Raw genomic sequence first — 22314 nt, 5'->3', positions numbered from 1 at the left:
AGGGCGCGCATGACTCCTGTGGAGGTCGTCGAGTTTGCCGAAGGACTGGCGCGCATCGCCGCCTCGGGCGGCGGTGCCAAGGCGCTCGCGACCTACGTCGCGCAGCGCTTACCGGTCGGCGTCCTCGTGGAAGACGCAGAGTGGCGCCACGTTGCTACTGCCGGCGAGGCGACCATACCGTCGTCGGCCCGCGATCTCTTCGATCACGAAACCGGCGACGGCCAAAGCGCGCCGCGCGCTCACCGCAACGGCGACCGTGGGAGCACGCTCCCAATCGTTGCCGGATCGAATCATCTGGGCTGGCTCTCCGTGTTTCCGACGAAGCGCGCCGCGCCGGAGGATTTAGCCCTAACGATGCGCTTGGCCGCGGCGGCGATCGCCGTGGAGTTGGCTCGCGATGCCGACGGAGGGCGCGGGCGCCGGCGCACCTATTGGGAACGGCTCATCGCCGGGACCTATCCCGACGCCACGACCGCGCGGGACGATGCGATCGCGCGCGGGATCGCACCCGCTCCCTCGTACATCGCGATCGCGATCGAGACCGAACCGAGCGATGAGGCACACGCGCCGTCACATGCGGCCGACGTGCGAAGCATCGTCGCCCAAACCTTTCATGCCGGCCAGACGGATCTCGGGATCCTCGACCGCGGGGGAGCGCTCTTGGTGTTGGCTCCGGTAGCGCGCGAAGTGGATGCCGAAAACGCGCGGACCGCCGCGACGCTGCTGCCGAAGACGGTCGGCAAACGCCTTGCAGGGCTGCGCATCAGCGGCGGCGTCGGGACGGCGGAGCCGTTGCTGAACACGAACGAAAGCGTCGCGCGAGCCGAAGCCGCGCTGCAAATCGCGCGCAGGCTCTACGGCAGCGGCCATATCGGGCTCTACGAAAGTCTTGGGGCGTACCCGTTGCTCCTGGAAGGCGCGAGCGTCGATCGTTTGCGGCCCTTTGCCGAGCGCGTGTTGGCACCGCTCCGCGCGTATGACGATAAACACCAAACCGAACTGGAGCGAACGTTGCAACTCTACTTCGAAACCGGCGAGAACGTCAAAACCGCCGCCGCTCATCTCAACGTCCACCGTCACACCGTTTTTTACCGGCTACGGCAAATCGGCGACATCGCCGGATGCTCGCTGGAGAGCCCGCACGACCAACTCACCCTTCGTCTAGCGATTGCGATCGATGCACTCCACACCATCTGAACCACGGCGCCCCGCCACCAAGCGCGACGCGCTCAAACTCGCCAAAGAGCGCAACGTGCGCTTTATCCGTCTGGTTTTCGCCGATATCTTCGGCGTCTCCAAGAACGTCTCGATTCCGTTCGCGGAACTGGAGGCGGCGTTCGAAGGACGCGTGACGTTCGACGGAGGATCGATCGACGGTTTCGTCCGCGGCGAAGAGCTCGACATGGTGCTGCGCCCCGACCCCGCAACGTTCGCGCTCTATCCATGGACGAGCGCGGAGGGCGCGGAAGCGCGGCTCATCTGCGACATCGCGATGCCCGATGGGTCGCCGTTCGAAGGATGTCCGCGCACGACGCTGCGCCGCACGCTCGAATCCGCGCGCGCGCATCTACCAAATCTGCGGATCGGCTCCGAGATCGAATTCTATCTCTTCGACCGCACGCAGAGCGCGTTCGGATCGACCCAAACCTCGGACGTGGGATCGTACTTCGATTTCTCCGCCAACGACCCGGGCGAACACGCGCGCAACGCGATGGTGGCGGCGCTCCAATCGATGGGCGTGCCGATCGCTTCGGCGCATCACGAGCACGGAGCCGGCCAGCACGAAATCGATATCGCGATCGACGACGCGCTAGCGGCTGCCGATCACATTCTCACGCTGCGCACGGTTGCAAAACAACTCGCGGGGAGTTGCGGCTTGGAAGCCACCTTCATGCCCAAACCGCTGGAGGAAAGCGCCGGAAGCGGCCTGCACGTGCAATTCGATCTCGGCGAAGATGCCGATGAAGAGCGCATGCTCTACGCGATCGGCGGCTTGCTGGCGCACGCCCAGGCGAGTACGGCGATCTGCAATGCGACGGTTAATTCCTACAAACGGCTGGTGGCCGCGTGGGACGCGCCGATTTATACGGTCTGGTCGGAGCGCAGCGCCAACGCGCTGGTACGCGTGCCGCCCGCGTCGCGACCGCGTGCGATCGAGATGCGCAGCCCCGATCCCGCCTGTAATCCCTATCTAGCACTAGCGGTCCTCGTCGGCGCCGCAGCCGACGGCGTCGCCAACGCCACGCTTCCGGGCGCGGCGCTCACCGGATCCACCTACGATTTAGGTGCGCGCGAACGGCGCGAACGCGGGATCGGCACGTTGCCGAAATCGCTGCGCCAAGCGATCGTCGAGCTCGATGCGGACCCGATCGTGCGTTCGACGCTCGGCGACCATCTCTACCACGCATTTCGCGACGCAAAGCTCGCGGAGTACGAGCAATACCGGCGCGCCGTGCATCCGTGGGAGCACCGCGCGTACCTACGCCTCTACTGACGATACCGCGCGCAACAGGTCGGCGACCAAGAACGGACGCGGAAGGAGATCGTCGTAAGCTTCGGCGTCCGGGCTGCCCAGGCCGACGTAGCGTACGCCGATGTCGCGCGGCACGATCGCGGCGATATCGCTGCGGGCAGCGGTCGCCGTGTCCACTAGGACGACGTCACCATCCCGAATGTCGTCCACATGGGAGAGATCGGAGACGCTCGCGCACTCGCGCACGCGAAAGCCGCGCGCCCGCAGTTCGTAGGCGACAAAATGGCGCAAGCTCGCATCGGCGGTGACGACGGCGACGCGCATCGAACGCTGAGCGTTCGCCGCGTCGAGCGACGGCAGCATCACGGTGAACGTGCTGCCCTCTCCGAGCACGCTCTGAACCGCGATCTCGCCGCCATGACGCTCCACCACCATCTTTACGATGAAGAGCCCGATACCGGTGCCCGCGATCTTCGCCCGCTTCGCGTTCGAAGCTCGCGAGAAGCGCTCGAAGAGACGCGGCATTTCGTCGGTCGGAATTCCCATGCCGCGGTCGCGCACGTCGACCAGAAAGCGGTCGTCCTCCCGGCGCACGTTCACCTCGATCGGCGACCCCGGCGGCGTGTACTTGAGCGCGTTGCGGAGCAAGTTATCGAAAACCTGACGCAGACGATCTTCGTCACCTCGCACCATCGCCGAGGTACACGACGATGCGAACGCGATGTCACGCTCGCTCGCATGCGAAGCGATCGTCGATTCGATCAACGCGACCAGGTCGACATGCTCGTCGGCAATCTCGAGGTCGCCATGTTCGACGCGAGAGAGCGCGAGGACGTCGTTCGCAAGCGTCGCGAGCCGGCCCGCGCCGGAGCGAATCGTCCGCGCCGCGTCGACCGCGGCGGGGCCTTCCAGGGCCCCTTCCTCAAGGAGCTCGGCGTACCCCATGATCGAGGTCAGCGGGCCTTTGATATCGTGCGCGAGCACGGCGATCAGATCGTTTTTGAGGGCGTTCAATGCCAACACGCTCCCGCGCTGACGCTCCAATTCGTCGATGCTCGCGGCTAGACGCGCGCGCAGGTCCTGACGGTCGACCGCGTAACGCAAGGCGCGGCGCAACACGACGTCGCTTGCGTGCCCCTTGAGCAAGTAGTCCTGCGCTCCGGCTTGCACGGCGCTCGTCGCCATGCGTTCGTCATCGTCGCCGCTGAGAATGACGACGGGCACGGCGGGCGCGACGTCTTGAATCGCGCGCAGCCCCGCAAGGCCGCTTCCATCCGGAAGGCCCATATCGAGCACGACGACATCGGTGCGGCCGTTTCCGAGTATCTCGATGGCCTCGGCGATACGGGATGCCACAGCGATGTCGAATTCGCCGCCGTCGAGGACGGCCTTTACGTAAGCGGCATCGGCTTCGTTGTCTTCAACGAGCAGAACGCGCAGCGGCTTCATTCGGCCACGACCGGAAGTTTGACGACGGTAAGCCAAAACGTCTCGATCGCGGCAATGACCGCGAGAAAGCGCGTCAAATCGACGGGCTTCTGAATGTAACAGTTGGCGTGATACTCGTAGGCGGCAAGCACGTCGACATCGGCCTGCGAGGTGGTGAGAATAACCACCGGAATCGTCATCAACCCGGGATCGGTCTTCATCCGTTTGAGCACTTCCCGGCCGTCCATTTTCGGCAGGTTCAAATCGAGCAACACCAGATCCGGACGCGCGGCATCCGCAAAACGGCCCTCCCGCCGCAGGTACGCCATCGCTTGGACGCCGTCGCTCACGACGGCCAGATTGTTGCGAACCTTCCCATCCTTGAACGCCTCTTGCGTCAATCGGGCGTCCGCGGGACTATCCTCAACCAAGAGGATCTCGACGACTTCGGAGGGGAGCGACACTACGATATCTCCGCGGGTAGCGTAAAGAAGACAGACGTGCCGCTTCCTTCGCTAGATTCGAGCCAAATCCGGCCACGATGGCGTTCCAAGATCCTGCGGCAAAGGGCGAGCCCTATACCCGTGCCTTCGTATTCATCGCGCGTGTGCAGGCGGGTGAAAATACGGAAGATCTGCTCGTGGTACTGCGGGTCGATCCCGATCCCGTTGTCGGCTACGCGGAGCACCCACCGTCCTCCATCGCGCCGCGCACTAATTTCGACACGCGGGTGTCCGTCTTGATTGTATTTTATGGCGTTGCCGATCAGGTTCAAAAAAAGCTGCGAAAGCTGGGCCGGATCGCCCGTGACGGTCGGCAGGCCTCCGAGGACCACGATCGCCGCGGAGCGTTCCGCAATGCGTCCTTGCAGCGCCGTGACCGCGCGCTCGACCGCACTCCCGATCGCGACGCGTTCGAACGTTTTCCCGTGCGTCGTCACTCGCGAATACTGGAGGATGTCGTTGATCAGCTGCTGCATACGCTTGGCGCCGTCGACCGCGAACCCGATGAATTCGTCGGCTTGCGCATCGAGTTTTCCCGCGTAGCGTTTTTGTAAGAGCTGCGTGAAGCTCGCTACCGTGCGAAGCGGTTCCTGCAGATCGTGCGAGGCGACGTATGCGAACTCTTGCAGCGACTGATTGCTGCGCTCTAAAGCGGCGTTGCGAGAGGCAATATCCGCGCGCAGGCGCACCTCCTGGGCGAGCCTGCGCCGTTCGCTGCTCACCGCCAACGCTCCGAATCCCGCCGTCAGCACGACGACGACGAAGACCCAGCCTCCGATCGCGAAATTCGCGACGCCGGCAATCCACTGGCTTCGGCGCCGCAACTGTGCGTCGATCGTGGCGGCTAGCGTGCGCATGCGATCGAGCGGCGCCGCTCCGCCCCGGTCGCGCTCCCATTGCGAGTGTTCGACATCGTAGCGCTTAACTTCGCCGAGCATCTCGGCCTGCTCGGTTAAACCCAGATCGTTTTCCAATCGTTGGAGGGCGGAAACATATGTGCGATGCGCGGAATCGTACTCACGGCGAAACACGACGTCGCCCGTCATCGCGAAGCCGCGGAGGCTCGTGGCTTCGTCCTGCGTCGCTGCGACCAGCCGCTGTACGTCGACCCGCGCATCCAAACTGCGAATAAAGATCGCGCGATGCTTTGCGATAACGTGAAACGCTTCGATCCCGGTCCCCAGCATCAACAGGACCAACACGACAAAGAAGCGCGCGGTGGAGCCCGCGGGCCGGGCGTCCTTGACATCGATCATCCGAGCACCGCCTCGCGCTCGAGAATCGCCCACGCCGCCGCAACGTCCTCGCGCCGAGTGCGCAAGTTTCCGATCGCCAGGCGAATTGCATAGCGGCCCTCGATTTTCGTGTGCGAAACGAACATTTCGCCGGTCGCGTTGACGGCATCGAGCAAGCGAGCGTTGAGCGTTTCGAGTATCGGCTCGCCGTCGTTACCCCGCGGATGGTACCGGAAGCAGACCACCGAGAATGGGTGCGGCGCAAGGAGTTCCCAGTCCGGCGCCGCCTCGATCCACGACGCGAAGAGTTGTGCGAGAGCAACGTGCTCGCGTAGCCGCTCGCGCAATCCCTCGGCACCGAACGACCGCAGCACAAACCATAGTTTTAGCGCGCGAAAACGTCGCCCGAGCTGAAGGCCGTAATCCATGTAGTTACGCACGTCGCCGTCGGTGGTGGTGAGATACTCCGGTACGAGCGCGAACGTACGGCGCAGCAACGCTTCGTCTTTGACGTACAACGCCGAGAGGTCCATCGGAACGAAGAGCCACTTGTGCGGATTGACGACCAGCGAATCGGCTGCTTCCACGCCGTCCATCAGCCAGCGAAACTCCGGGACGATCGCCGCGACGCCCGCATAGGCGGCATCGACGTGGAGCCAAACCCCGTGCCGCTTCGCAACGATCGCGATCGCCGCAACCGGATCGACGGAAGTCGTCGACGTCGTTCCCACCGTTGCGACGACCGCGAGCGGGCGCATGCCGGCGGCGAGATCCTGCGCGATCTGCCGATCTAGCGCCGCAGGACTCATGGCAAAACGGTCGTCGCAGGGAATGCGCACGACGTTCTCCTGTCCGATGCCCAGCGCGATCGCGCCCTTCTCGATGTGCGAGTGCGTGTGCTCGGTGATATAGACGCGCAGCCGCGGCAGATCGCGCCCGGTCATGCCCCGTTCGCGAATCTGCAGTCCGAGCGATTCGCGAGCCGCGGCGAGCGCCGTGAAACCCGCGATCGAGGCCGTATCGTAAATAATGCCCGTCCATGCGGCGGGGACCCCGATCAGTTCGCCGAGCCAGCCCATCACGACCGATTCGAGTTCCGTCGCGGCCGGAGACGTGCGCCAAAGCATCGCCTTCACATCGAGCGTGGCCGCCAACGCTTCCGCCAGGATCGCGACCGGAGCCGCGCTCGTCGCGAAATAGGCGAAGAATCGCGGATGATTCCAATGCGTGATGCCAGGGATCACCAATCGCTCGAAATCGGCGAGGATTCGCTCGAAAGGTTCGCCCTCTTCGGGAGCGTGGGACGGTAGGGAACGGATCAGATCGCCCGGCTTGGCCCGTGAGAGCACGGGATACCGCCCCGGATCGCCGAGATAGCGCTCGATCCAGCGTGCTACGCTAGCAAAGTCGTCTTCGAAAACGGCCTGATCTTCCACACTATGCGGAGTTGGCGGCCCATGTGTCGAAGCCCGCCTTCGAACCCAGTAAGGAGATCGAGCATGAAATACCGGACGTATCCTAATAGCGATGTCACCGTCAGCGAGGTCGGCTTCGGCCTATGGACCACCTCGACCGGTTGGTGGGGCAACAACACCGACGACGAAGCGGTCGCGATGCTTCGCGAAGCGCATGACTTGGGCATCACCCTCTTCGATGCCGCCGATACGTACGGCAACGGGCGCAGCGAGGAGCAACTCGCCACCGCGTTCTCGGGCGTGCGCGATCGCGTCATCTATGCGACGAAATTCGGATACGATTTTACGTCGGATCCGAACGCACGGCGCGGACAGTTTGAATTGCCGCACGATTTTTCTCCCGCGTTCGTACGCAAGGCGTTGGAAGATTCGCTCCGCCGGCTCAACACCGATTATATCGACATCTATCAGATGCACAACGCGCGCATGGCGCAAGTCGCCGACGACGCGTTGTGGGAGCTCCTGGCTTCGCTCAAAGCCGAGGGGAAGATCCGCATGTACGGCGTCGCGCTCGGACCGGCGATCGGCTGGCTCTACGAAGGGGTCGACGCGGTCAAGGAACGCAACTGCGCAACGCTGCAAATCATCTGGAACATCCTGGAGCAGTATCCGGGCAACGAGCAGATCAAAGCCGCGTACGAAAGCAGTGCCGATACCGGCTACATGATTCGCGTACCACACTCGAGCGGAATGCTTGAAGGGCACTATACCAAGGACACCGTTTTCGCGGAGAACGATCATCGGCGTCATCGCCCCCGTTCGTGGCTGCTCGGCGGCATCGAAAAAGTTGAAACGCTGCGCTTCCTCGAGCGTCCCGACCGCACCCTCGGGCAAGCGGCGATCCAATGGTTGCTCGCGGAACCGCGCGTGATGTCGGTATTGCCGAACATCTACAATCGCGAACAGTTACAGGAATTCGCGAAGGCGCCGGATACGCCGGTTCTGACCGCCGATGAATTGGCGCAAGTCGCGGCGCTATATGCGAAGAACTTCGGCATCGAAGAGCCTCCGATGAACTTCAAGGGCACGATGACGCGCGACGAGATTCACGCTTAGTGAGCAACGAAGCCGTCCTCACTTCGGGAGCACCCGCTCCCATCGGCCCGTACAGCCAGGCCGTCCGCAGCGGTAAGGAGCTCTTCTGCAGCGGCCAGATTCCGCTCGATCCGCAGACCGGCGAGTTGGTCGCCGGCGACATCGGCGCGCAAACGCAGCGCGTGCTCGATAACCTCGGAGCCGTGCTGCGCGAGGCTGGATTCGATTACGGCGACGTCGTCAAGACCACGATCTATCTCATCGACATGCAAGACTTCGCTGCCGTCAACACGATCTACGAACGCGCCTTCGGTGCCGCGAAACCTGCGCGTTCCACCGTCGCCGTCGCAGGCCTACCGCGAGGCGCTCGCGTTGAAATCGACGCGATAGCACGCAGGAGCTAGCCGCGTGGAGCACCTGGGACTGGGTCAAGCACTAGCGCTGATCGCAAGTTTCCTGGGAGGCGCAATTTTTGTGGCGGTGGCCGCCCTGCGTCCGCCGCCTCCCGTCGCCGTGCCGATCATCGGCGAACCGCATTCGCCGCGTGAAATCTATTGGCCGCTGTTGCTCGGAACCGGAGAGCGGCTCTTCACCCGCGAGCAGCGCCTTTCGATGCTGCGCGAGCTTGCGAGCAGCAAGACCGATTGGTCGATTCCGATCCTGCTCTGCGCGCGCGAACAAGAACTCGACCCCGATCTTTTAGCCGCCATCGACGCCGGGCTTCCCGCATAGTCGCGGTGGGGACACTGTTGGAGTGCGCGGGCGCGGCGAGCGCGGGCGCGTATCTGGCGGCGATCATGGCCAGCCTGGTGCGGCCGGGGTGGTTAGGCGCGCGGACGTCGCTCCCGGGCGCGGCGCTGATGTTGCTTGGATTCGCGGTGCTACGCGCGATGCCGGAGTGGGCGTTTTATGCCGCGCCGTTTGCGCTCGTGGGCGCCGCGATCGCCATCGTTACCGCCCGGGGTGCGCTGCAGATCGCGCTGGCCGGCCCGTTAGCGCTCGCGATCGCTTCCCTCGCGGCCGCAACGTTCGTTCCGGCCGCCTCGGCCGCTACGCTTCGCGACGCGGGAGCCATAATGCTTGCCCTCCCGGGGCCGCTCGTTGCGGCAATCGTGGCAGGGCGTTGGATCGCCGCGACTACTTTACGACGATCGCAAACGTAAGGGTGCCTTGGCTCTTCTGCCCGGCATAGTTGATCGGATAGAGCGAGAACGCCGCACCACCGATCGTGGCGGTAAACTTCGTCGCCGCGGTACCGCTCGGATGCCCCGCATCGTAGGTGAACGTCGTTCCCGCGGTTGAGTCTCCGCACGTTCCCGCCGTCGTTCCGCAGTTCACGTTGGTCGCTCCCAGATTATTGGAGAGCGCTTCCTTGAGACCGTTACTGAAGGTTGCCCAGTTGGGAACCGTGGTTTGGCTCGTCGTGCTCTGCGTCCCGTCATCGGTTACCGCGAACGAGCCGGCGCCGGTCTCTAGGAAGGCGCTCGGCAACGTCGCTTCGGTTCCAAGCCCGCCGCCGGCGACGATGTTCCGGTAATCCACGGTATATTGCAGCACGCCGCCGGGACAGACGCCAAGCGTCGGATACGTCGGCGTCGCGCCGGCCGGACAGCCGTTCGAAATCACTTTAAAGCTCTTCGTGAGCGGTACGAAGCCGGGGTAGAGCTCGTCGTGGGTCGCGTTGTAGCTGTTGTTCGGCGAGGCGATGTTATCGGTTGCCGCTATCGAAGCATCGTAGCGTTGAAATGCCACCAGCCCATTTGCGGGCGCCGTGTAGATCGTCCAATACCAGTCGTAAAACTTACCGCTATTTTTCTCCGCACAGTACGTTGCCGTGTAGGTGTTACCGATGGTACCCGCCGTGCCGGCTATAATCCAATTGTTCGGCGGCGGCCCGAAATTCGACGGCTTACAGGTGACTCCAACGTTGTTCGTCGCACAATTCGGCGTCGTCGGCGACGGTAGCGGTGGACCGGTTCCTCCGGTATAGTTATCGGCGCAGATTTCGACCGTCCAGCCGCTCGGGGCGGTCGGCGCTTGTGCGGTAAGCGTGATGATGTGGTTTGCGTTGCTCGTCGTGTTGTCGTAGTAGAATGCATGCGGCACCTGGATCGTTACCGCCGATCCGAGGCTGAGCGTATTGCCGGCCGGGGACCCCGGCGTGGTTGAAGTATTGACCAATGACGTCGCGCCCGTCGGGATACCCGCGGCCGTGAAATCGTTGTTGTCGGTCACGGGCACCGAGCCGTCGAAACTTCCCGTAAGATTTGCTCCGCCGTAAGTGGTATCGGCACTCGAATCGGGGCCCGTATACAATGCGTTGGTTCCCGTTGCGCTGTAACACTCGGCACCCGATGCGACGCCGGGAATCTGCGTTGCACTCACAGTAGATACGACCCCGCTCTGTCCGTTCGTCGCTCCATAGGTCGTCGCATAGGTTGTGGTCGTCCCGGCCGCTCCGCCGGCAACCGTTGCCGTGACGGGGCTGCTGGTGACGACGATGCCGCCACCGCCGCCGCCACCCGGCCCATGCTGTTGCGCGTACGAATTCGGCGCTGCGTTGGCGGTCGTGCCTGCAGCTCCGTCTGCGTGGACGGTGATGCCGCTAAATGCCGTCGGTGACGTAATGATGACCGTGCCGCCGGCTCCGCCGCCGCCGCCGCCGTCGTTGGCGGGCGCGAGGCCCGTGGTTCCGTCGGCATAAATCGTCGCCGCACTACCGCTGGTTTGCGCGATACGCATCATCACGACGCCGCCGCCCGTGCCGCCGGATGAACCGTAGTTGTTGTAGGTATTGTTATTGCTGCCGTTATTGTTGGCGCCGCCGCCACCACCGCCGCCCAAGAACGCATGCGCTACGTCGACAGTGGGGATGGCCGTGCCGCCGCGGCCGCCGATGTCGTGGAAGTTGCCGGCTGCGTACGTTTTCGTAGCCCCGTTGACGTACGGATATTGCAGGTACGACGGCGTGTTACCGCTATACGTCGGCGTCCAGGGATAGCCGCCGTTACCGCCGGAGCCGCCGTTCGCACCGCCGCCGCCGCCGGTATTTTGATCGTTAGCGTTCGGGTCGTCGTCGGTGCCGCCGCCGCCGGCGTCGCCCGGCGCGCCGCGCGCTTGGTCTCCACCCGGATAACCGTCGCTGCCGGAATTGGCGATGGTCGGGCCGGTGGGCGTAGACGGTGTCGTATACGTGTTGTAATAGAAGGTGTAGTTCGGCGAGCCGAGTATCCCTTCGCCCTTCGAGCCGTCCGCCGGAGGCGTTTGCGCCGTTGAGGTTTCCGCGTAGTCGCCACTGCTCCAACCGGCCGGCGACGAAGTCTGCACCGTACGAGCGCCCCCGCGAAATCCGTTTCCGGTGGCATAGATCGTCGCGCCGCCTAAATTTAACGTGCTCGCGAGATCGAGCGCCGCAACTCCCCCGGTCTGCCCGTCCCAGTATGCGGCTCGGAAGTTGCCGCCCAGGGTCGCGGTGAGGAATTGCGGCACGCGGATAATTTGGAAGGTTTGTTGCCCGGCCGTTCCCGTCGCAGCACTTTCGTGATAGGTGTTGATGAGGCCGCCCCCACTACCCGCTCCGGCAATCGTCACGGTGCTGCCCGCTATACCCGTGACCAGGACGTATTCGTAGAGTCCGGCATTTCCTTGCCCCGTGTAGCCGGAGCCGCTGGCGCCGTCGCCGTACGCCGAGCTATTGCTCGAATCGAACGAACCGTCTTGCATTTGAATGATCAGCAACTCGTCGCCGACCGTCACCGCATTGGTAGCGCCTCCGCCGGCGGTGTCTTGGGTTCCAAGCGAGAACGAGGTGCTTCCCGCAGCAATCGTCGTCCCGGCCGACGGGGCATAATACGTATTATAGGTTCCGCTTAACGTGCCGGGCGAGCCGTCTTTTCCGGGCGTTGCACAGACGGTGGACGCTAAAGCGGGCCGCATCGCCGCGAATTGAGCGCCGATCGAGATGCCGGCTAACAAGGTGAGTTGCACGAGAATCGTCGTGACGGCAAGCGCCTTGCGAGCGAGCCTTCCTACTGATGCCTTCACGTTACGGCTTCCCCCATCCGAAGACCCGGTCGACCAGCGAAGTCAGCATCACGTAGACGCCCTTACGATCGGGATGACCCGTCAGCGTCGGATCGACGCTCCCGGAGAAATTATAGCCCACGGCAACGCGCGAACTCGATCCGACCGCATAGCCGGCTTCGACGGCGAAGTCCGTCGCGCGCGCTTGAGCGGCCTGGGGAATCGCGATCGTTCGTACTGCAGCGCCGATATCGAAGCGTCGACCGATACTCTTGCGCGCGCGTAGCGAGAGATACGTCGTCCGCGCGGCATAGGCGCCGCCGTTATCGAGTTTGTATGCAACGCGGCTAGCGAATTCGAGCGTCTCGATGGGGCGATACAGCTCCTCGAACGACACCACGCTCGCCGAACCCGGCGTGGAACTGCCGTCGTTGGTGCGCTGGTAACCAAAGAGTGAGGTGAAGCGATCGTTCTGGGTTGGGCGATAGGCCATCGAGATGCGATCGTCGATCGCGTTGCTGCCATTACCGTATGCGCGCGAGATACGGCCCAAGACCGAGACTTCCGAGGAGAGCTTACCGGTGATGCCCATGCCGATCGTCGAGCCGCCGCCGGCACCGGTTCGGTCCTGATAGGCGAGCGCCGCATGAATGCCGTTCTCGCGCGCATACGCGAGCGATGCGGTGTACACGTTAAACCCCGATGCCGTCCCACCGATCGCATGCGCGAGCTGGGCCGATACGGCACCGCCGAGATATTTGCCCAGATGCACCTTCTGGTTGACGCCGAGCGCCGAGTAGATGTTCGCGGCGCTCCCGACCCCCGAGACGATATACTGCGAATCGACCGTGGTCGTCGGCGAGAGATCGTTTTCGATGCCGAATTGCATGATGTGGGTCGACGATGCCCCCAGCGCCAACCCGGATGTCGCATTTGCGAACGTCGCGGCGGGCTGCGCGCTCCATAATTCGCGCAAATAGGCACGCCCAACTTTGGAGAACCGATAGCTCACCTGTGCCGTCGTCCCCGATGGCTGGCTCGACCCGACGTCGCTCCCCGATAGCGTTTGCGTACGCGCGGCATCCATCTCCAACCGCTTGTTCGGCGTATATGTGATGCCCACTTCCGCCTGCGTCTGCGTAAGGTTGGCGAGCGGAATCGCGCCCGGCGTCGAGGAGGGCAGCGGTGCGGGAGCGGCGGCATTCTGTTTGTGCTGCGTTAGCCCAAAGAGCAGCGCATACGCTTTGCCGATCGCGACGTTGTAGGTCGCCGAGGCGTCGGTTTGCGCGCTGGCCTGCCCCACGCCGCGGTTGGCCTGCCCGTCGAACGAGAGTGAGAACGAGTGCGTGCGATCCTTGCTCCGCGTCCATGCGAAGCGATAGGCAAGGAGCCCCGGTGAAGAGAGCCCGCCGAACGGATCGGCGAAACCGGCGGTGGTCTTTTGAAAGGCCGCATCGTAGCGATTGCTTTCGTGCTGCTCGTGCATGACGAACGAGATCGCGTCGCCGCCCGGTAAGCCGGTTACGGCCTGAACGACCCCGGGAACTACGCCGCGATTCGACGCATGCTCGATCTCCCAACTCCCGCCGTTCCACGTCCGCGTAAACGATTGCGACACCAGTGAAAAGTTCGCGGTGCCGCTCGCGTCGTTGACGTAGCCGGTCTTTAGTTTCGTACCTTTGTCGCGCCCGAGTGTCAATTCGACGCCCGCGCCGGTAGTCTGCGAGAGGACGCCGGGGCCCTGGTATTCGTATTGAATCGAGATCGCTTGCGGATTGAAATTAGCGTCGAATGGCAACGGCACGTTGATGAAGCGGAGCACACCGGTTGCGTAGTCGATGGTGTAATCGACGTTCCGAATCAGCGGCGTCTGCGAGATGACGATGCCGGTGTGCCGGTCCAGGACGATCAATTGCAGAATATCCGACCCGACGACGATGTTGGGCTCCAATGGCTGCGCGAGCGCCGCCAGGCCGCTGATGGGCAGGACGAGCGATGCAAACGCCTGATCGTTTCGCGCCGTAAATCCGAGCAGACGCACGCGTCCATCGCGCCCGAGCGTGAGATCGGCCTTTGCCCCGCTGAGCAGTTGATGGTAGGCCCCGATGGTATCGCCGCCAGCCGCGACGTTGAACTGCCCCCACATCAGGCTGCTTCGTCCGCGCTCCAGACGCGCGTAGAAATGATCCGCGGAGTGGAGCGTATCGCCCGCCACACTCGAATCGCCGTATGTGAGATACGGCCGCTCGTTAGGGTCTTGAATAAACGGGCCAAAGGATGAGACCGGCGAGAGCCTATTCTGCGATTCGTAAGCAAAAGTCAACACCGACGATGCGCCGATGCGCCCGTTTCCGAAGATGGCGATACGGCCGCGGCGCGCGCCACCGCCATCGTAGATGCCGTCACCGTCGACCGCAACCGGCATCGAACCCGCACCAATCGAGATCAGTCCGCTCACAAATGGAGCGCGCGCATTTGGCGCGATATAGAGGCCGAGGCTCGTCGTGATGCCGCCCGCGAGGATGTCGATGCGTAGCGGTCCGGCGACCGTCCCCGGGACGACGTGCAGGTCTTGCAGGCCGCCCACGGGCAAGGGCCCTTCATAGACAAGGCCGCTCGCCACCTGCGCGCGATTTCCGCGATCGGGCGATGATGTAACGTCCGCATGCGGATCGCCCGCCTGAGGTCCGGTGCTCAACGGATCCGGCAGCAGGACGCCACGGTCAGAAAAGTGCGCGTCGCCGCGGGCGATCGTGATGCGTAATTTCGTTCCGGGTATAGCCGCGTGGCCGAAGCGGTCGAGTACCTGCACGCGCAGAACCGTCGAGGAAACGCCGTCGGCAATCAGCGCACCTTCCAACACCGCACTCGCGCTCGCCGGTTCGTCGGGCCCATACACCACTTGCGTCGCCGAATCGCCGCGTAGCCCACCGGCGCCGAGGGCGGTAATCTGCAGCGTATTCGGCCCCGCTACGAGCGGAACGCCGTAAAAGAAATACTCCGTCCGGCCGGTCTTTTCGTTGACGGTTCGCTTGCCCAAATGTTTGCTGTCGACGATCGCGCCGTTCGCCCGCAGTTCTATGCCCGCGCCGCGTACCGTTGCCGCCGTCACTTCCACCGCGTCGACCGGGGAAGCGCTCTGCGCGCTCGGGCTCACGAACGTTGCATGCAGATCGCCGGTCGCCGTATACGTGAGGTGCGAGAGATCGCCGTAGACGGTACGCGAAGCCGGCGGCGGCGTCGGTTCGGTAATCGTTTTCCCGCTAGCATCGCGGCGGCTGGCTCGTGCCGGAAGATCCGACGCCGCAAACAGCGCCGCGACGAGCGCGCCGGCGAGGGCACGCCGCACGAACGACGCGCGCAGCATCACGTTTTCGGTTCCAACGCGAACTCGATGTCTTGCATCGACGCATCGTCGAAAATGCCGTGCACCAAGCGTTGGAGCGCTTTGTTCGAGGTAATCGGTTCGGAAAGATCGGTGCGCACGGTCTTCGGCAGCGTCGCAGGATCGAGGCGCAGGACGTGTTCGCCCGGGCGAATGGCAGGGATCGAAAAACGGCCGTTCGCATCGGTGATGACGTACGAACCGTCTTCGAGATAAATGCGCACGCCCGGAACGCCGGTATCGCCTTTGACGAAGTAACCGGTACCGCGTGCGTCGATGAAGACGCGGCCGGTAAGGACGCGGCGCTGCGTAAACACGCCGCTGGTGGCCTCAACCGTCGTGGTCGCAGAACCGGAGGTCGTCAGCGCCGTGCCTGCGACGTGCCCGCTTACCACAACGGTATTGGTGAGATTCGTACCCGGCGCGACGCCGGGAAAGATCGTCGCGGCATACGTGATGACGTGCTTGGTTCCAGGATCGAGCGACGGGAGCGCCCACACCAGCGTGCGGCCCGATGCCGTCGGTTCGATCGCCGCGCCGTCCATTCGGGCCGAGCTATTGAGGTACGCCATGCCCGAGGGGAGCGTATCGGTGACGGTCGTCGGCCCGATGCCGAATCCGGACGCATTGGCGAACGCGACCGTAAACAGGAGGCGATCGCCCGGGCTGGCCGCTTGCCGATCGACACTCTTGGTGACGTCGATCGTCTGCTTTGCAAAGAGCGGCAAGTTGCCGAACAGACCGAATACGTTTTGCAGCGCGACGTTGGTGGTCGTCAACGTGAAACTGCCGGCTTTCGCAAGCGGTTGCCCATCGAGCGAGGTCTGCGTAACGTTATAGAGGACGCCTTGCGCTCCGGGCGTGATATCGAGCGCAATGCGACGATTCAGATAATTGGGAGCGACGATCGTCAGGAACAAACGCGAGCCGCCCGGTGCGATATTCGCAGGCGCCAGCGCGAACCCGTAGGTACCGTCGCTCCCCGTGACATCGGGGTTTTGCATACCGCCCTGGACCGCCGAGAGCGTCCGCGCTTCCGCGGTGCTCTTGATCGCACTCAGCGGTGCCGGCAGCCCGCTCGCGTCCAACAGCGTCACGGTCGCATCGGCAACCGGATGTTGGCCGCCTTCAAATCCGTCGAAGACGATATCCGCGGCACCCGCGAGCACGCTGGCTGGCGTCGTGGTAATCGGTGGCACGCCGGTTGCGGAGATCGATGCGACGTTCACAAACGTCAGCCCGAGAATTTGGTTCTGCGGCACACTTGCATCGAACGAAACGTCGAGCGTCGCACCCGGTGCCAGCGTTGGGACTGAAATCGTGATCGTCTGTCCCTGCAAGGTTGCGGCCGCACCGGCGGGCTGCCCGTCGATGGTGGCGCTCGAAAGGTCGACACCCAAACCCGCCGGCACCGCATCGGAAATAACCACGTTCTGCGCCGCCGATCCGCCGCTATTCATGGCGTCGATCGAAAACGTGACGACCGCACCCGGCTGCGATTGTACGACGGTCACGCGGTTAACGGTCTTGGTCACTTGCGTGTTCGCACCGCCCGGGCCGACCAACTTGGGCGGCGAGGCGCCGACGATCCATTCCGTGCCCGAATCCGTTTGCAAACCGTTGACGGTGCCCGCCGCGGTCGTCTGAGCGACAATGTGCACGGGAACCTTGGCTCCGACAGCCATACCGGAGGTATCGATCGTTACCCGCACCTGCATCGACGCGCCCGGCACGACCTGCGGCGAAATCGCTCCGCCGATCGTCGTCGGAATCGCACCGTTCGGTCCGATCCACGCGATCGAAGTGGCGGCGAGCGCGCCGGCGCTCAGCGCCGTGACGCGATATGCATCGGTGACGTTGCTGTCGTTGGTGACCACAAAGGTGCGGACCGCCGGCTGGCCCACGGGCGCCGTCTCCGACGCCGGAATCGGCGCCGCTTCTTTGGGCGAGACGACGATGGCCGCAAGTTTTGCGACCGTCGCCGTCACCGCGTTCGAAGACGTCGTGTATGTGCGATGTGCCGCATCCTGGTAGGTTGCGGTCGCGGAGTTGGTAATCTGCGATCCACCCTGCGTCGCAGCACCGGTCAAGGAGTACGAGAAACCGCTCAAGAGCAACGCGGCGAGGAGTGGCCTCGTCATGAAGCCTTTCACGGTTTTCCGATCCTTACTTCACCGTAACGGCGAAGCTCAGCGTCCCCTGCCAATCCTGGCTCGCAGAAGGGGCGAGGTAGTTTTTCGGAACCAACTGAAAGCCCGCTCCGCCGATCGTTCCAACGAACTTGGTGACGCCGGTGGAGAAACTTCCCGCACTCACCGGCGGAATGCCGGTGTAGTACGCATAGGTCGTTGCCGCGCGCGTGGTGCTGGTGCTGGTGGTATCGACCGGCGCAGCGTTGATCGTCGCGAAGGTGGCCCAGTTGTTCTGCGTAGCCGAACTTGTCGTAACGGTCGTGCCGTCGTCGGTTATGCCCAACGTTCCGGCCGTCGTGATGGTCGAATCGAACGAGACGTTCGTATCGGTCGAGCCCAGAACCAGATTGCGGTAGTCGACCGAGTAGGTGATCGTGCCGCCCGAACAAACGCCGGAGACGATGGCGGGGGTAAGCCCTGCAGGGCATCCCGTGACGATCGATTGCGACTTCGTCAACGCGATGAAGTTCGCGTAGAGATCGTCGTGCGTGTCGTTCACCTTGGTGGTATCCCCGGCACTCACCGCGTGGATCAGCGAGTCGTAGCGGTAGAAGTACTTGGTGGCGGCAGGAACGACATACTTCACGTAAAGCGTCGTCGTGCTTCCCGAAGTCACCGCTACGCCCGTCGCGGTAGAGGTCGTCGAGCCGTCGATAGCGCCGCCAAGGTTGGTCGAACAGGTGCTATTCGAATACAACCCAACGCTCCAGCCGGCGACTTGCGTTCCACCGGCGCTGAAGCTGCCGGCATAGGATTGTCCGCCGGTCGTCGGGATGCCGAAAGCGGTCGGCGCGTACACGGTTACCGAATACGTGTCGTTGGAGTTGCCGTTATTTTCCAGGGTGTTCGGAATGCAGACGGTCTGCGACGCGCCGGAGGTTTGCGCCGTCGTCGGCGAACCGGGTGTGGTTGACGTATTCTGCGGCGTATCCGCAGCCTGCCCGATCGGGAACGCGGTGAAGTCGTTCGAAGTCGAAGCCGTCGCCGCGCCATCGAAGGAGCCGGACGAAGCCGGTACGCCGAACGGCCCGACCAGCGCGTTATACGCCGTCGTCGCCGCATCCGAGGTTTGGTTCGATGCGCCGCCGATGGGCGTGCCGGTTGTGCTGGGTGTGACGTTATTGATCCCCTGGCCGGCCGTCGTCAACGCCGTCGTGGACGTTGAATCGGTCGTACCGCTCAAGGTTCCGCCGGGGCCGAGGATGTGTTCGGTGGGCTGGTTGTCGCCGATCACGCCGTTGGCCATATTGGTCACGGCGCCGGGGTTACCGGATCCGGGCCCGGTCGGCTGCGTTACCGAGAATTGGAACTGCAGAGCCGCCGCTGCGGCCACGTTAGCGTTACCCGGAGTCGTGGCATGGCCGGTGTCGGCGCAGAGTTCGAAGCCGCTGGTGCCGCCGCACGAGCCGCCCGAAACGTAGATACCGATGTAGTAGACCGAGCCGTCGGTCGGAACTTTACCACCGCTTGCGAGCGTCCACCCCGACGAACCGGTCGTGCTGGTGGTGTAGTAGATCGCGGTGCTTGCGCCGGTTGCGAACCCGTAGGTAGCGTTGGTGGTCACCGTAATGGTGCCGCTATTGCTCACCGCAAGCGGAACGGGCACGCTCCCGAACTGCGGAATCTTATCTGTGACAAGAATGCCACCCGTGCCGGCGCCGACCAAGGTCTTCGCCGAGATGAGGTCCTTCGCGCTAAAGGCGCCGCCGTTATGCGCGGAGATCGTGTACTGGATATCGGTTGCGGTCGGCGTACCCACAATGCTGGACTTGTAAAGATCCAATCGCGCATCCGAGTTGATATTGTTCGTCTCGGTCGCATTCTGCGAGGCGGACGTCTCCAACGGAGCCGTGCCGGCGGCAGCCTGCGTGATCGTTGCATAGATCTGCGAGGTTACGTTGTTGCCGGTCGTTGCCGCAGTCGACATCGTGTAGTACGCGCTGACGACGATCGAGGCGGTGGTGCCGGTCAATCCGTTCGTGTGCTGGAGCCAGTAGTCGAGCGAGTTGTTATCGGCCGAGCCGTCGAGGCTCGTGAAATAATACGTCGTGCCTCCGACGGTCGCCGCATACTTACACGGCGAGGCTTGCGAGCCGACCGGAGTCGTACAGGTCGCGGCGTTATTGCCCAGCGTCGCGAACGTCGCGTCGGTTCCGCCGAGAACCGCGTCGGAGCTCGTCGTCGGTGCAGAAGCGTTGCCGGAGACTTGAAAGTACCCCGAGGCGTTACCGGTATTCACCAGCGTGAACGTATCGGTCACGACCTGGCCGGGCGCGTAGGTCGTACCCGTGCCGGCGGTGTTCGTCAGCTGCGGCGCGTTCTGCACCGTCGTGGTGACGATATTGGAGAGCGTATTGTACGAATTACCGGCGGCGTCTTTGTAGATCGCGCTCGCGCTATTGGTAATTTGAGTGCCCGGTGCGGTCGCGGTATCACCGGCGACCGGCATCAAGACGATATTCGAGAGCATCGAGAACGCGGCAAGCCAAACGAGGCTCCGCGATACGGTAGAGCGCATCATTGAACGCGAACCTCGTAACTAAATGTCGCCACACCGCGTACCGGGAGCGGCTGCTTAAGGGTCCATCTCACCGCGCGATACGACGAAAGAGGAGCCGGCTTCATCACCGTCTTGCCGTTGGCTTCCCTGACCGCGATCGTGGGATGCACGGACCAGTGCGAGCCGTCCACCGTATAAGCGACCTCGGACGCCCTGGAGGCTCCATCGATTTTGACAAACGCCGTGCGGTCGGGCACGCGCCCGATCGGAGCCACGCTGAACGCGGGTGCGGAGCCGGCGTTGGTCGCATCGATCGTGTACTGCAACAACTCGCCGGCTTTAACCGGGCGATCCATCGGTTCGTATCGCACTTTGCCGTCGTGCATCGAAACGATTCGGCCGACGAGGCGCAGGGCAATTTTTGGGGCGGCAGCCGACGCGGCGACCGTACATACCAGTACGACCGCTACAACGAGGGCGTGCATGCGGAGCATCCGCATAGAAACTCTCCTCACAAGGCACGACAAGACCAACCTCGGCGGAAACCGCGTTGTATAACGCGGACATAACCGGGGCTCGACACCCGCATCCTAGCAGCAGAGCGAGTGGTCGCGGCGTTCGCCTTGGGGAGTTTACAGAAGGTTGTCGATATTAACGGTGCGTAAGCGCAACGTAAAGCGCACGGCGCGGGCGCAAGAAACGCCCGCTCGGGAACGCATTCCGGTTAGTTCGAGAGCGCGCTCTTCGCCAGCTCGACGACGCTCGGATCGATCGCCGTCGTCGCGGCCTGGAACTGCACTTTGGCCAAATCGTGATGCCCCTGCATCAAATACGTTTCGCCCAGCAAGTAGTGCATCCAACCATCGTCTGGAGAGACGGCCAACCCTTCGAGAAGGGCCGCTTGCGCGAGCTGATAGAGGTGATGCGTCTCGTAGGCTATGGCGATATTGAAGTAGGCGTCGCGTCCGTAAGGCCATACCCGTATCGCCTGCGCGTAATAGGTGACCGCCGCTTTCCAGTTCCCGCGGTCGTCCTCAATATAGCCGAAGTTGACGATCGCCTCCGGGCGTTCCGGCGCGTACTGATAGGCTCGCTTCAAGATCGGCAGCGCGAGATCGTCGCGATGAAGATCCATATAGGCCACGCCGAGGTTATCGGTGCAAGAATAGTTGAACGGGTCGAGCCGCAAGCACGTCTCGAATTGGTCGATCGCATCGGTCGGGTCGTGCAGATCGAGAAAGACTAAACCCAGGCCGTTAATCGCCGGGATCGAGGTAGGATCGAGATTGAGCGCCCGGCGGTAACGCCCCAGCGCCAGGGTCGGATGATAGAGCGCCGCATATACCTGCGCGAGTTCTACGACGAGATCGGCATCGCTCGGATTTTTTTCGACCGCCTGTTCGACTTGAAGGCGGTATTGCTGCAGATCGCCCTTGCGTTCGTGGAGTACGACCAGATCGCCGACCGATGAAATGCCCGGCAGGCTTTTGTTGAATTGATCGATGGCGTCGTCGACGCGATTTTCGGCTGCGTAAACGGTCCCCAAGCGATTATGCGTCTCGCGATCGCGAGGATCGATATCGAGCGCCTGCCGATACGTCGCCTCCGCCCTGCCCATCTGGCCCGCCCGGTAATACAGGTCACCCAGAAAGCGCAACGCATCGGGCTGGTCGGGATGCCGTGCGACGTACAACTCCATGGACCTGAGCGCACCGGTCATGTTCCCCGCGGCAATGAGCTGCCGCGCCGTGTGAACGGCCTCGATTGCCGACTCGGCACGCGCGGCCAACGGCGTCATCGCAGCCGCCAGCAGCAGAGCCAGCACGAATATGAGAGCGCGGCGCACCATGGGATTACCCTCCGCTTCTGCGACCATTCTACACCCTTAATGCATCGAACAGCCCACACGTGACCGGCACAGTTCCGGAGGCCGGGCAAGGCGCGAACCCCAGGCGAGGCACACGGTTGGGGGAGCTACGATTTTTTGGGCCTTCACAGGATGTGAACTTCAAAGCTTCGCTTTGCCCAAAAAACGTAGCAGCGTTGGATTTTACAGGATGTAAAA

16 protein-coding genes are annotated in these 22314 nt (G+C 63.2%); 6 read left to right on the top strand and 10 right to left on the bottom strand.

Annotation, left to right across the window (positions count from 1 at the left end):
- The first annotated feature begins 9 nt into the window (after nt 1-9).
- Both VMW12_01450 and VMW12_01445 read left to right on the top strand, forming a co-directional pair.
- A complete protein-coding gene (locus tag VMW12_01450; GenBank protein ID HUZ48385.1) occupies nt 10-1197 on the top strand; it encodes a helix-turn-helix domain-containing protein in 1188 nt (395 codons plus the stop codon).
- Nucleotides 1178-2494 (top strand): glutamine synthetase family protein, encoded by a 1317-nt coding sequence (locus tag VMW12_01445; GenBank protein HUZ48384.1) that lies wholly within the window; start codon nt 1178-1180, stop codon nt 2492-2494. The genes VMW12_01450 and VMW12_01445 overlap by 20 nt, the downstream gene beginning before the upstream one ends.
- Here VMW12_01445 and VMW12_01440 read toward each other — a convergent pair.
- The 4 genes from VMW12_01440 to VMW12_01425 are packed head-to-tail and all read right to left on the bottom strand — an operon-like array spanning nt 2480 to nt 7075.
- Entirely contained in the window at nt 2480-3922 is a 1443-nt protein-coding gene (locus VMW12_01440) for an ATP-binding protein (protein ID HUZ48383.1), read from the bottom strand. The two genes, VMW12_01445 and VMW12_01440, sit on opposite strands and share 15 nt — an antisense overlap.
- Nucleotides 3919-4365 carry a response regulator gene (locus tag VMW12_01435; protein ID HUZ48382.1) on the bottom strand — a complete coding sequence of 149 codons (447 nt, stop codon included), beginning with the start codon at nt 4363-4365 and terminating at the stop codon, nt 3919-3921. Before VMW12_01435 ends, VMW12_01440 begins: the two co-directional genes overlap by 4 nt.
- Nucleotides 4365-5660 carry an ATP-binding protein gene (locus tag VMW12_01430; protein HUZ48381.1) on the bottom strand — a complete coding sequence of 432 codons (1296 nt, stop codon included), beginning with the start codon at nt 5658-5660 and terminating at the stop codon, nt 4365-4367. Before VMW12_01430 ends, VMW12_01435 begins: the two co-directional genes overlap by 1 nt.
- Nucleotides 5657-7075, bottom strand: coding sequence for a pyridoxal-dependent decarboxylase (locus VMW12_01425; GenBank protein HUZ48380.1), 1419 nt, complete (start codon nt 7073-7075; stop codon nt 5657-5659). The genes VMW12_01430 and VMW12_01425 overlap by 4 nt, the downstream gene beginning before the upstream one ends.
- A 63-nt stretch (nt 7076-7138) precedes the next feature.
- Between VMW12_01425 and VMW12_01420 the strand changes: the two genes are divergently transcribed.
- Genes VMW12_01420 through VMW12_01405 form a run of 4 tightly spaced genes read left to right on the top strand, consistent with a single transcriptional unit; the run spans nt 7139 to nt 9312 of the window.
- Nucleotides 7139-8170, top strand: a complete 1032-nt coding sequence (locus VMW12_01420; protein HUZ48379.1) for an aldo/keto reductase — start codon at nt 7139-7141, stop codon at nt 8168-8170.
- A complete protein-coding gene (locus VMW12_01415) occupies nt 8170-8553 on the top strand; it encodes a RidA family protein (protein HUZ48378.1) in 384 nt (127 codons plus the stop codon). Before VMW12_01420 ends, VMW12_01415 begins: the two co-directional genes overlap by 1 nt.
- A 4-nt stretch (nt 8554-8557) precedes the next feature.
- Entirely contained in the window at nt 8558-8881 is a 324-nt protein-coding gene (locus VMW12_01410) for a hypothetical protein (GenBank protein HUZ48377.1), read from the top strand.
- A 5-nt stretch (nt 8882-8886) separates the two neighbouring features.
- Nucleotides 8887-9312 carry a hypothetical protein gene (locus VMW12_01405; protein ID HUZ48376.1) on the top strand — a complete coding sequence of 142 codons (426 nt, stop codon included), beginning with the start codon at nt 8887-8889 and terminating at the stop codon, nt 9310-9312.
- On the opposite strand, the gene VMW12_01400 is transcribed toward VMW12_01405, so the two are convergent.
- The 6 genes from VMW12_01400 to VMW12_01375 form a co-directional block, all read right to left on the bottom strand.
- Complete coding sequence (locus VMW12_01400) at nt 9287-12193, bottom strand: hypothetical protein (protein HUZ48375.1); 2907 nt, start codon at nt 12191-12193, stop codon at nt 9287-9289. The genes VMW12_01405 and VMW12_01400 overlap by 26 nt on opposite strands.
- Nucleotide 12194: 1 nt before the next feature.
- On the bottom strand, nt 12195-15542 hold the full coding sequence (locus tag VMW12_01395) for a hypothetical protein (GenBank protein ID HUZ48374.1): 3348 nt from the start codon (nt 15540-15542) through the stop codon (nt 12195-12197).
- Nucleotides 15539-17698, bottom strand: coding sequence for an isopeptide-forming domain-containing fimbrial protein (locus VMW12_01390; protein HUZ48373.1), 2160 nt, complete (start codon nt 17696-17698; stop codon nt 15539-15541). Before VMW12_01390 ends, VMW12_01395 begins: the two co-directional genes overlap by 4 nt.
- Before the next feature lie 25 nt (nt 17699-17723).
- Nucleotides 17724-20270 carry a hypothetical protein gene (locus tag VMW12_01385; protein ID HUZ48372.1) on the bottom strand — a complete coding sequence of 849 codons (2547 nt, stop codon included), beginning with the start codon at nt 20268-20270 and terminating at the stop codon, nt 17724-17726.
- Nucleotides 20267-20734, bottom strand: coding sequence for a hypothetical protein (locus tag VMW12_01380; GenBank protein ID HUZ48371.1), 468 nt, complete (start codon nt 20732-20734; stop codon nt 20267-20269). Before VMW12_01380 ends, VMW12_01385 begins: the two co-directional genes overlap by 4 nt.
- Before the next feature lie 239 nt (nt 20735-20973).
- Complete coding sequence (locus tag VMW12_01375) at nt 20974-22098, bottom strand: tetratricopeptide repeat protein (protein HUZ48370.1); 1125 nt, start codon at nt 22096-22098, stop codon at nt 20974-20976.
- Between the last annotated feature and the right edge of the window lie 216 nt (nt 22099-22314).

The organism is Candidatus Dormiibacterota bacterium (genome assembly GCA_035532835.1).
Lineage (GTDB): Bacteria > Vulcanimicrobiota > Vulcanimicrobiia > Vulcanimicrobiales > Vulcanimicrobiaceae > DAHUXY01.
This window is presented reverse-complemented; position numbering and strand designations above follow the sequence as displayed.

What these genes read in the sequence shown, in the direction of transcription:
- VMW12_01385 (HUZ48372.1), bottom strand. Translation starts at nt 20,270, where the DNA reads ATGATGCGCTCTACCGTATCGCGGAGCCTCGTTTGGCTTGCCGCGTTC.
- VMW12_01445 (HUZ48384.1), top strand. Translation starts at nt 1,178, where the DNA reads ATGCACTCCACACCATCTGAACCACGGCGCCCCGCCACCAAGCGCGAC.
- VMW12_01380 (HUZ48371.1), bottom strand. Translation starts at nt 20,734, where the DNA reads ATGCACGCCCTCGTTGTAGCGGTCGTACTGGTATGTACGGTCGCCGCG.
- VMW12_01450 (HUZ48385.1), top strand. Translation starts at nt 10, where the DNA reads ATGACTCCTGTGGAGGTCGTCGAGTTTGCCGAAGGACTGGCGCGCATC.
- VMW12_01390 (HUZ48373.1), bottom strand. Translation starts at nt 17,698, where the DNA reads ATGACGAGGCCACTCCTCGCCGCGTTGCTCTTGAGCGGTTTCTCGTAC.
- VMW12_01430 (HUZ48381.1), bottom strand. Translation starts at nt 5,660, where the DNA reads ATGATCGATGTCAAGGACGCCCGGCCCGCGGGCTCCACCGCGCGCTTC.
- VMW12_01440 (HUZ48383.1), bottom strand. Translation starts at nt 3,922, where the DNA reads ATGAAGCCGCTGCGCGTTCTGCTCGTTGAAGACAACGAAGCCGATGCC.
- VMW12_01375 (HUZ48370.1), bottom strand. Translation starts at nt 22,098, where the DNA reads ATGGTGCGCCGCGCTCTCATATTCGTGCTGGCTCTGCTGCTGGCGGCT.
- VMW12_01420 (HUZ48379.1), top strand. Translation starts at nt 7,139, where the DNA reads ATGAAATACCGGACGTATCCTAATAGCGATGTCACCGTCAGCGAGGTC.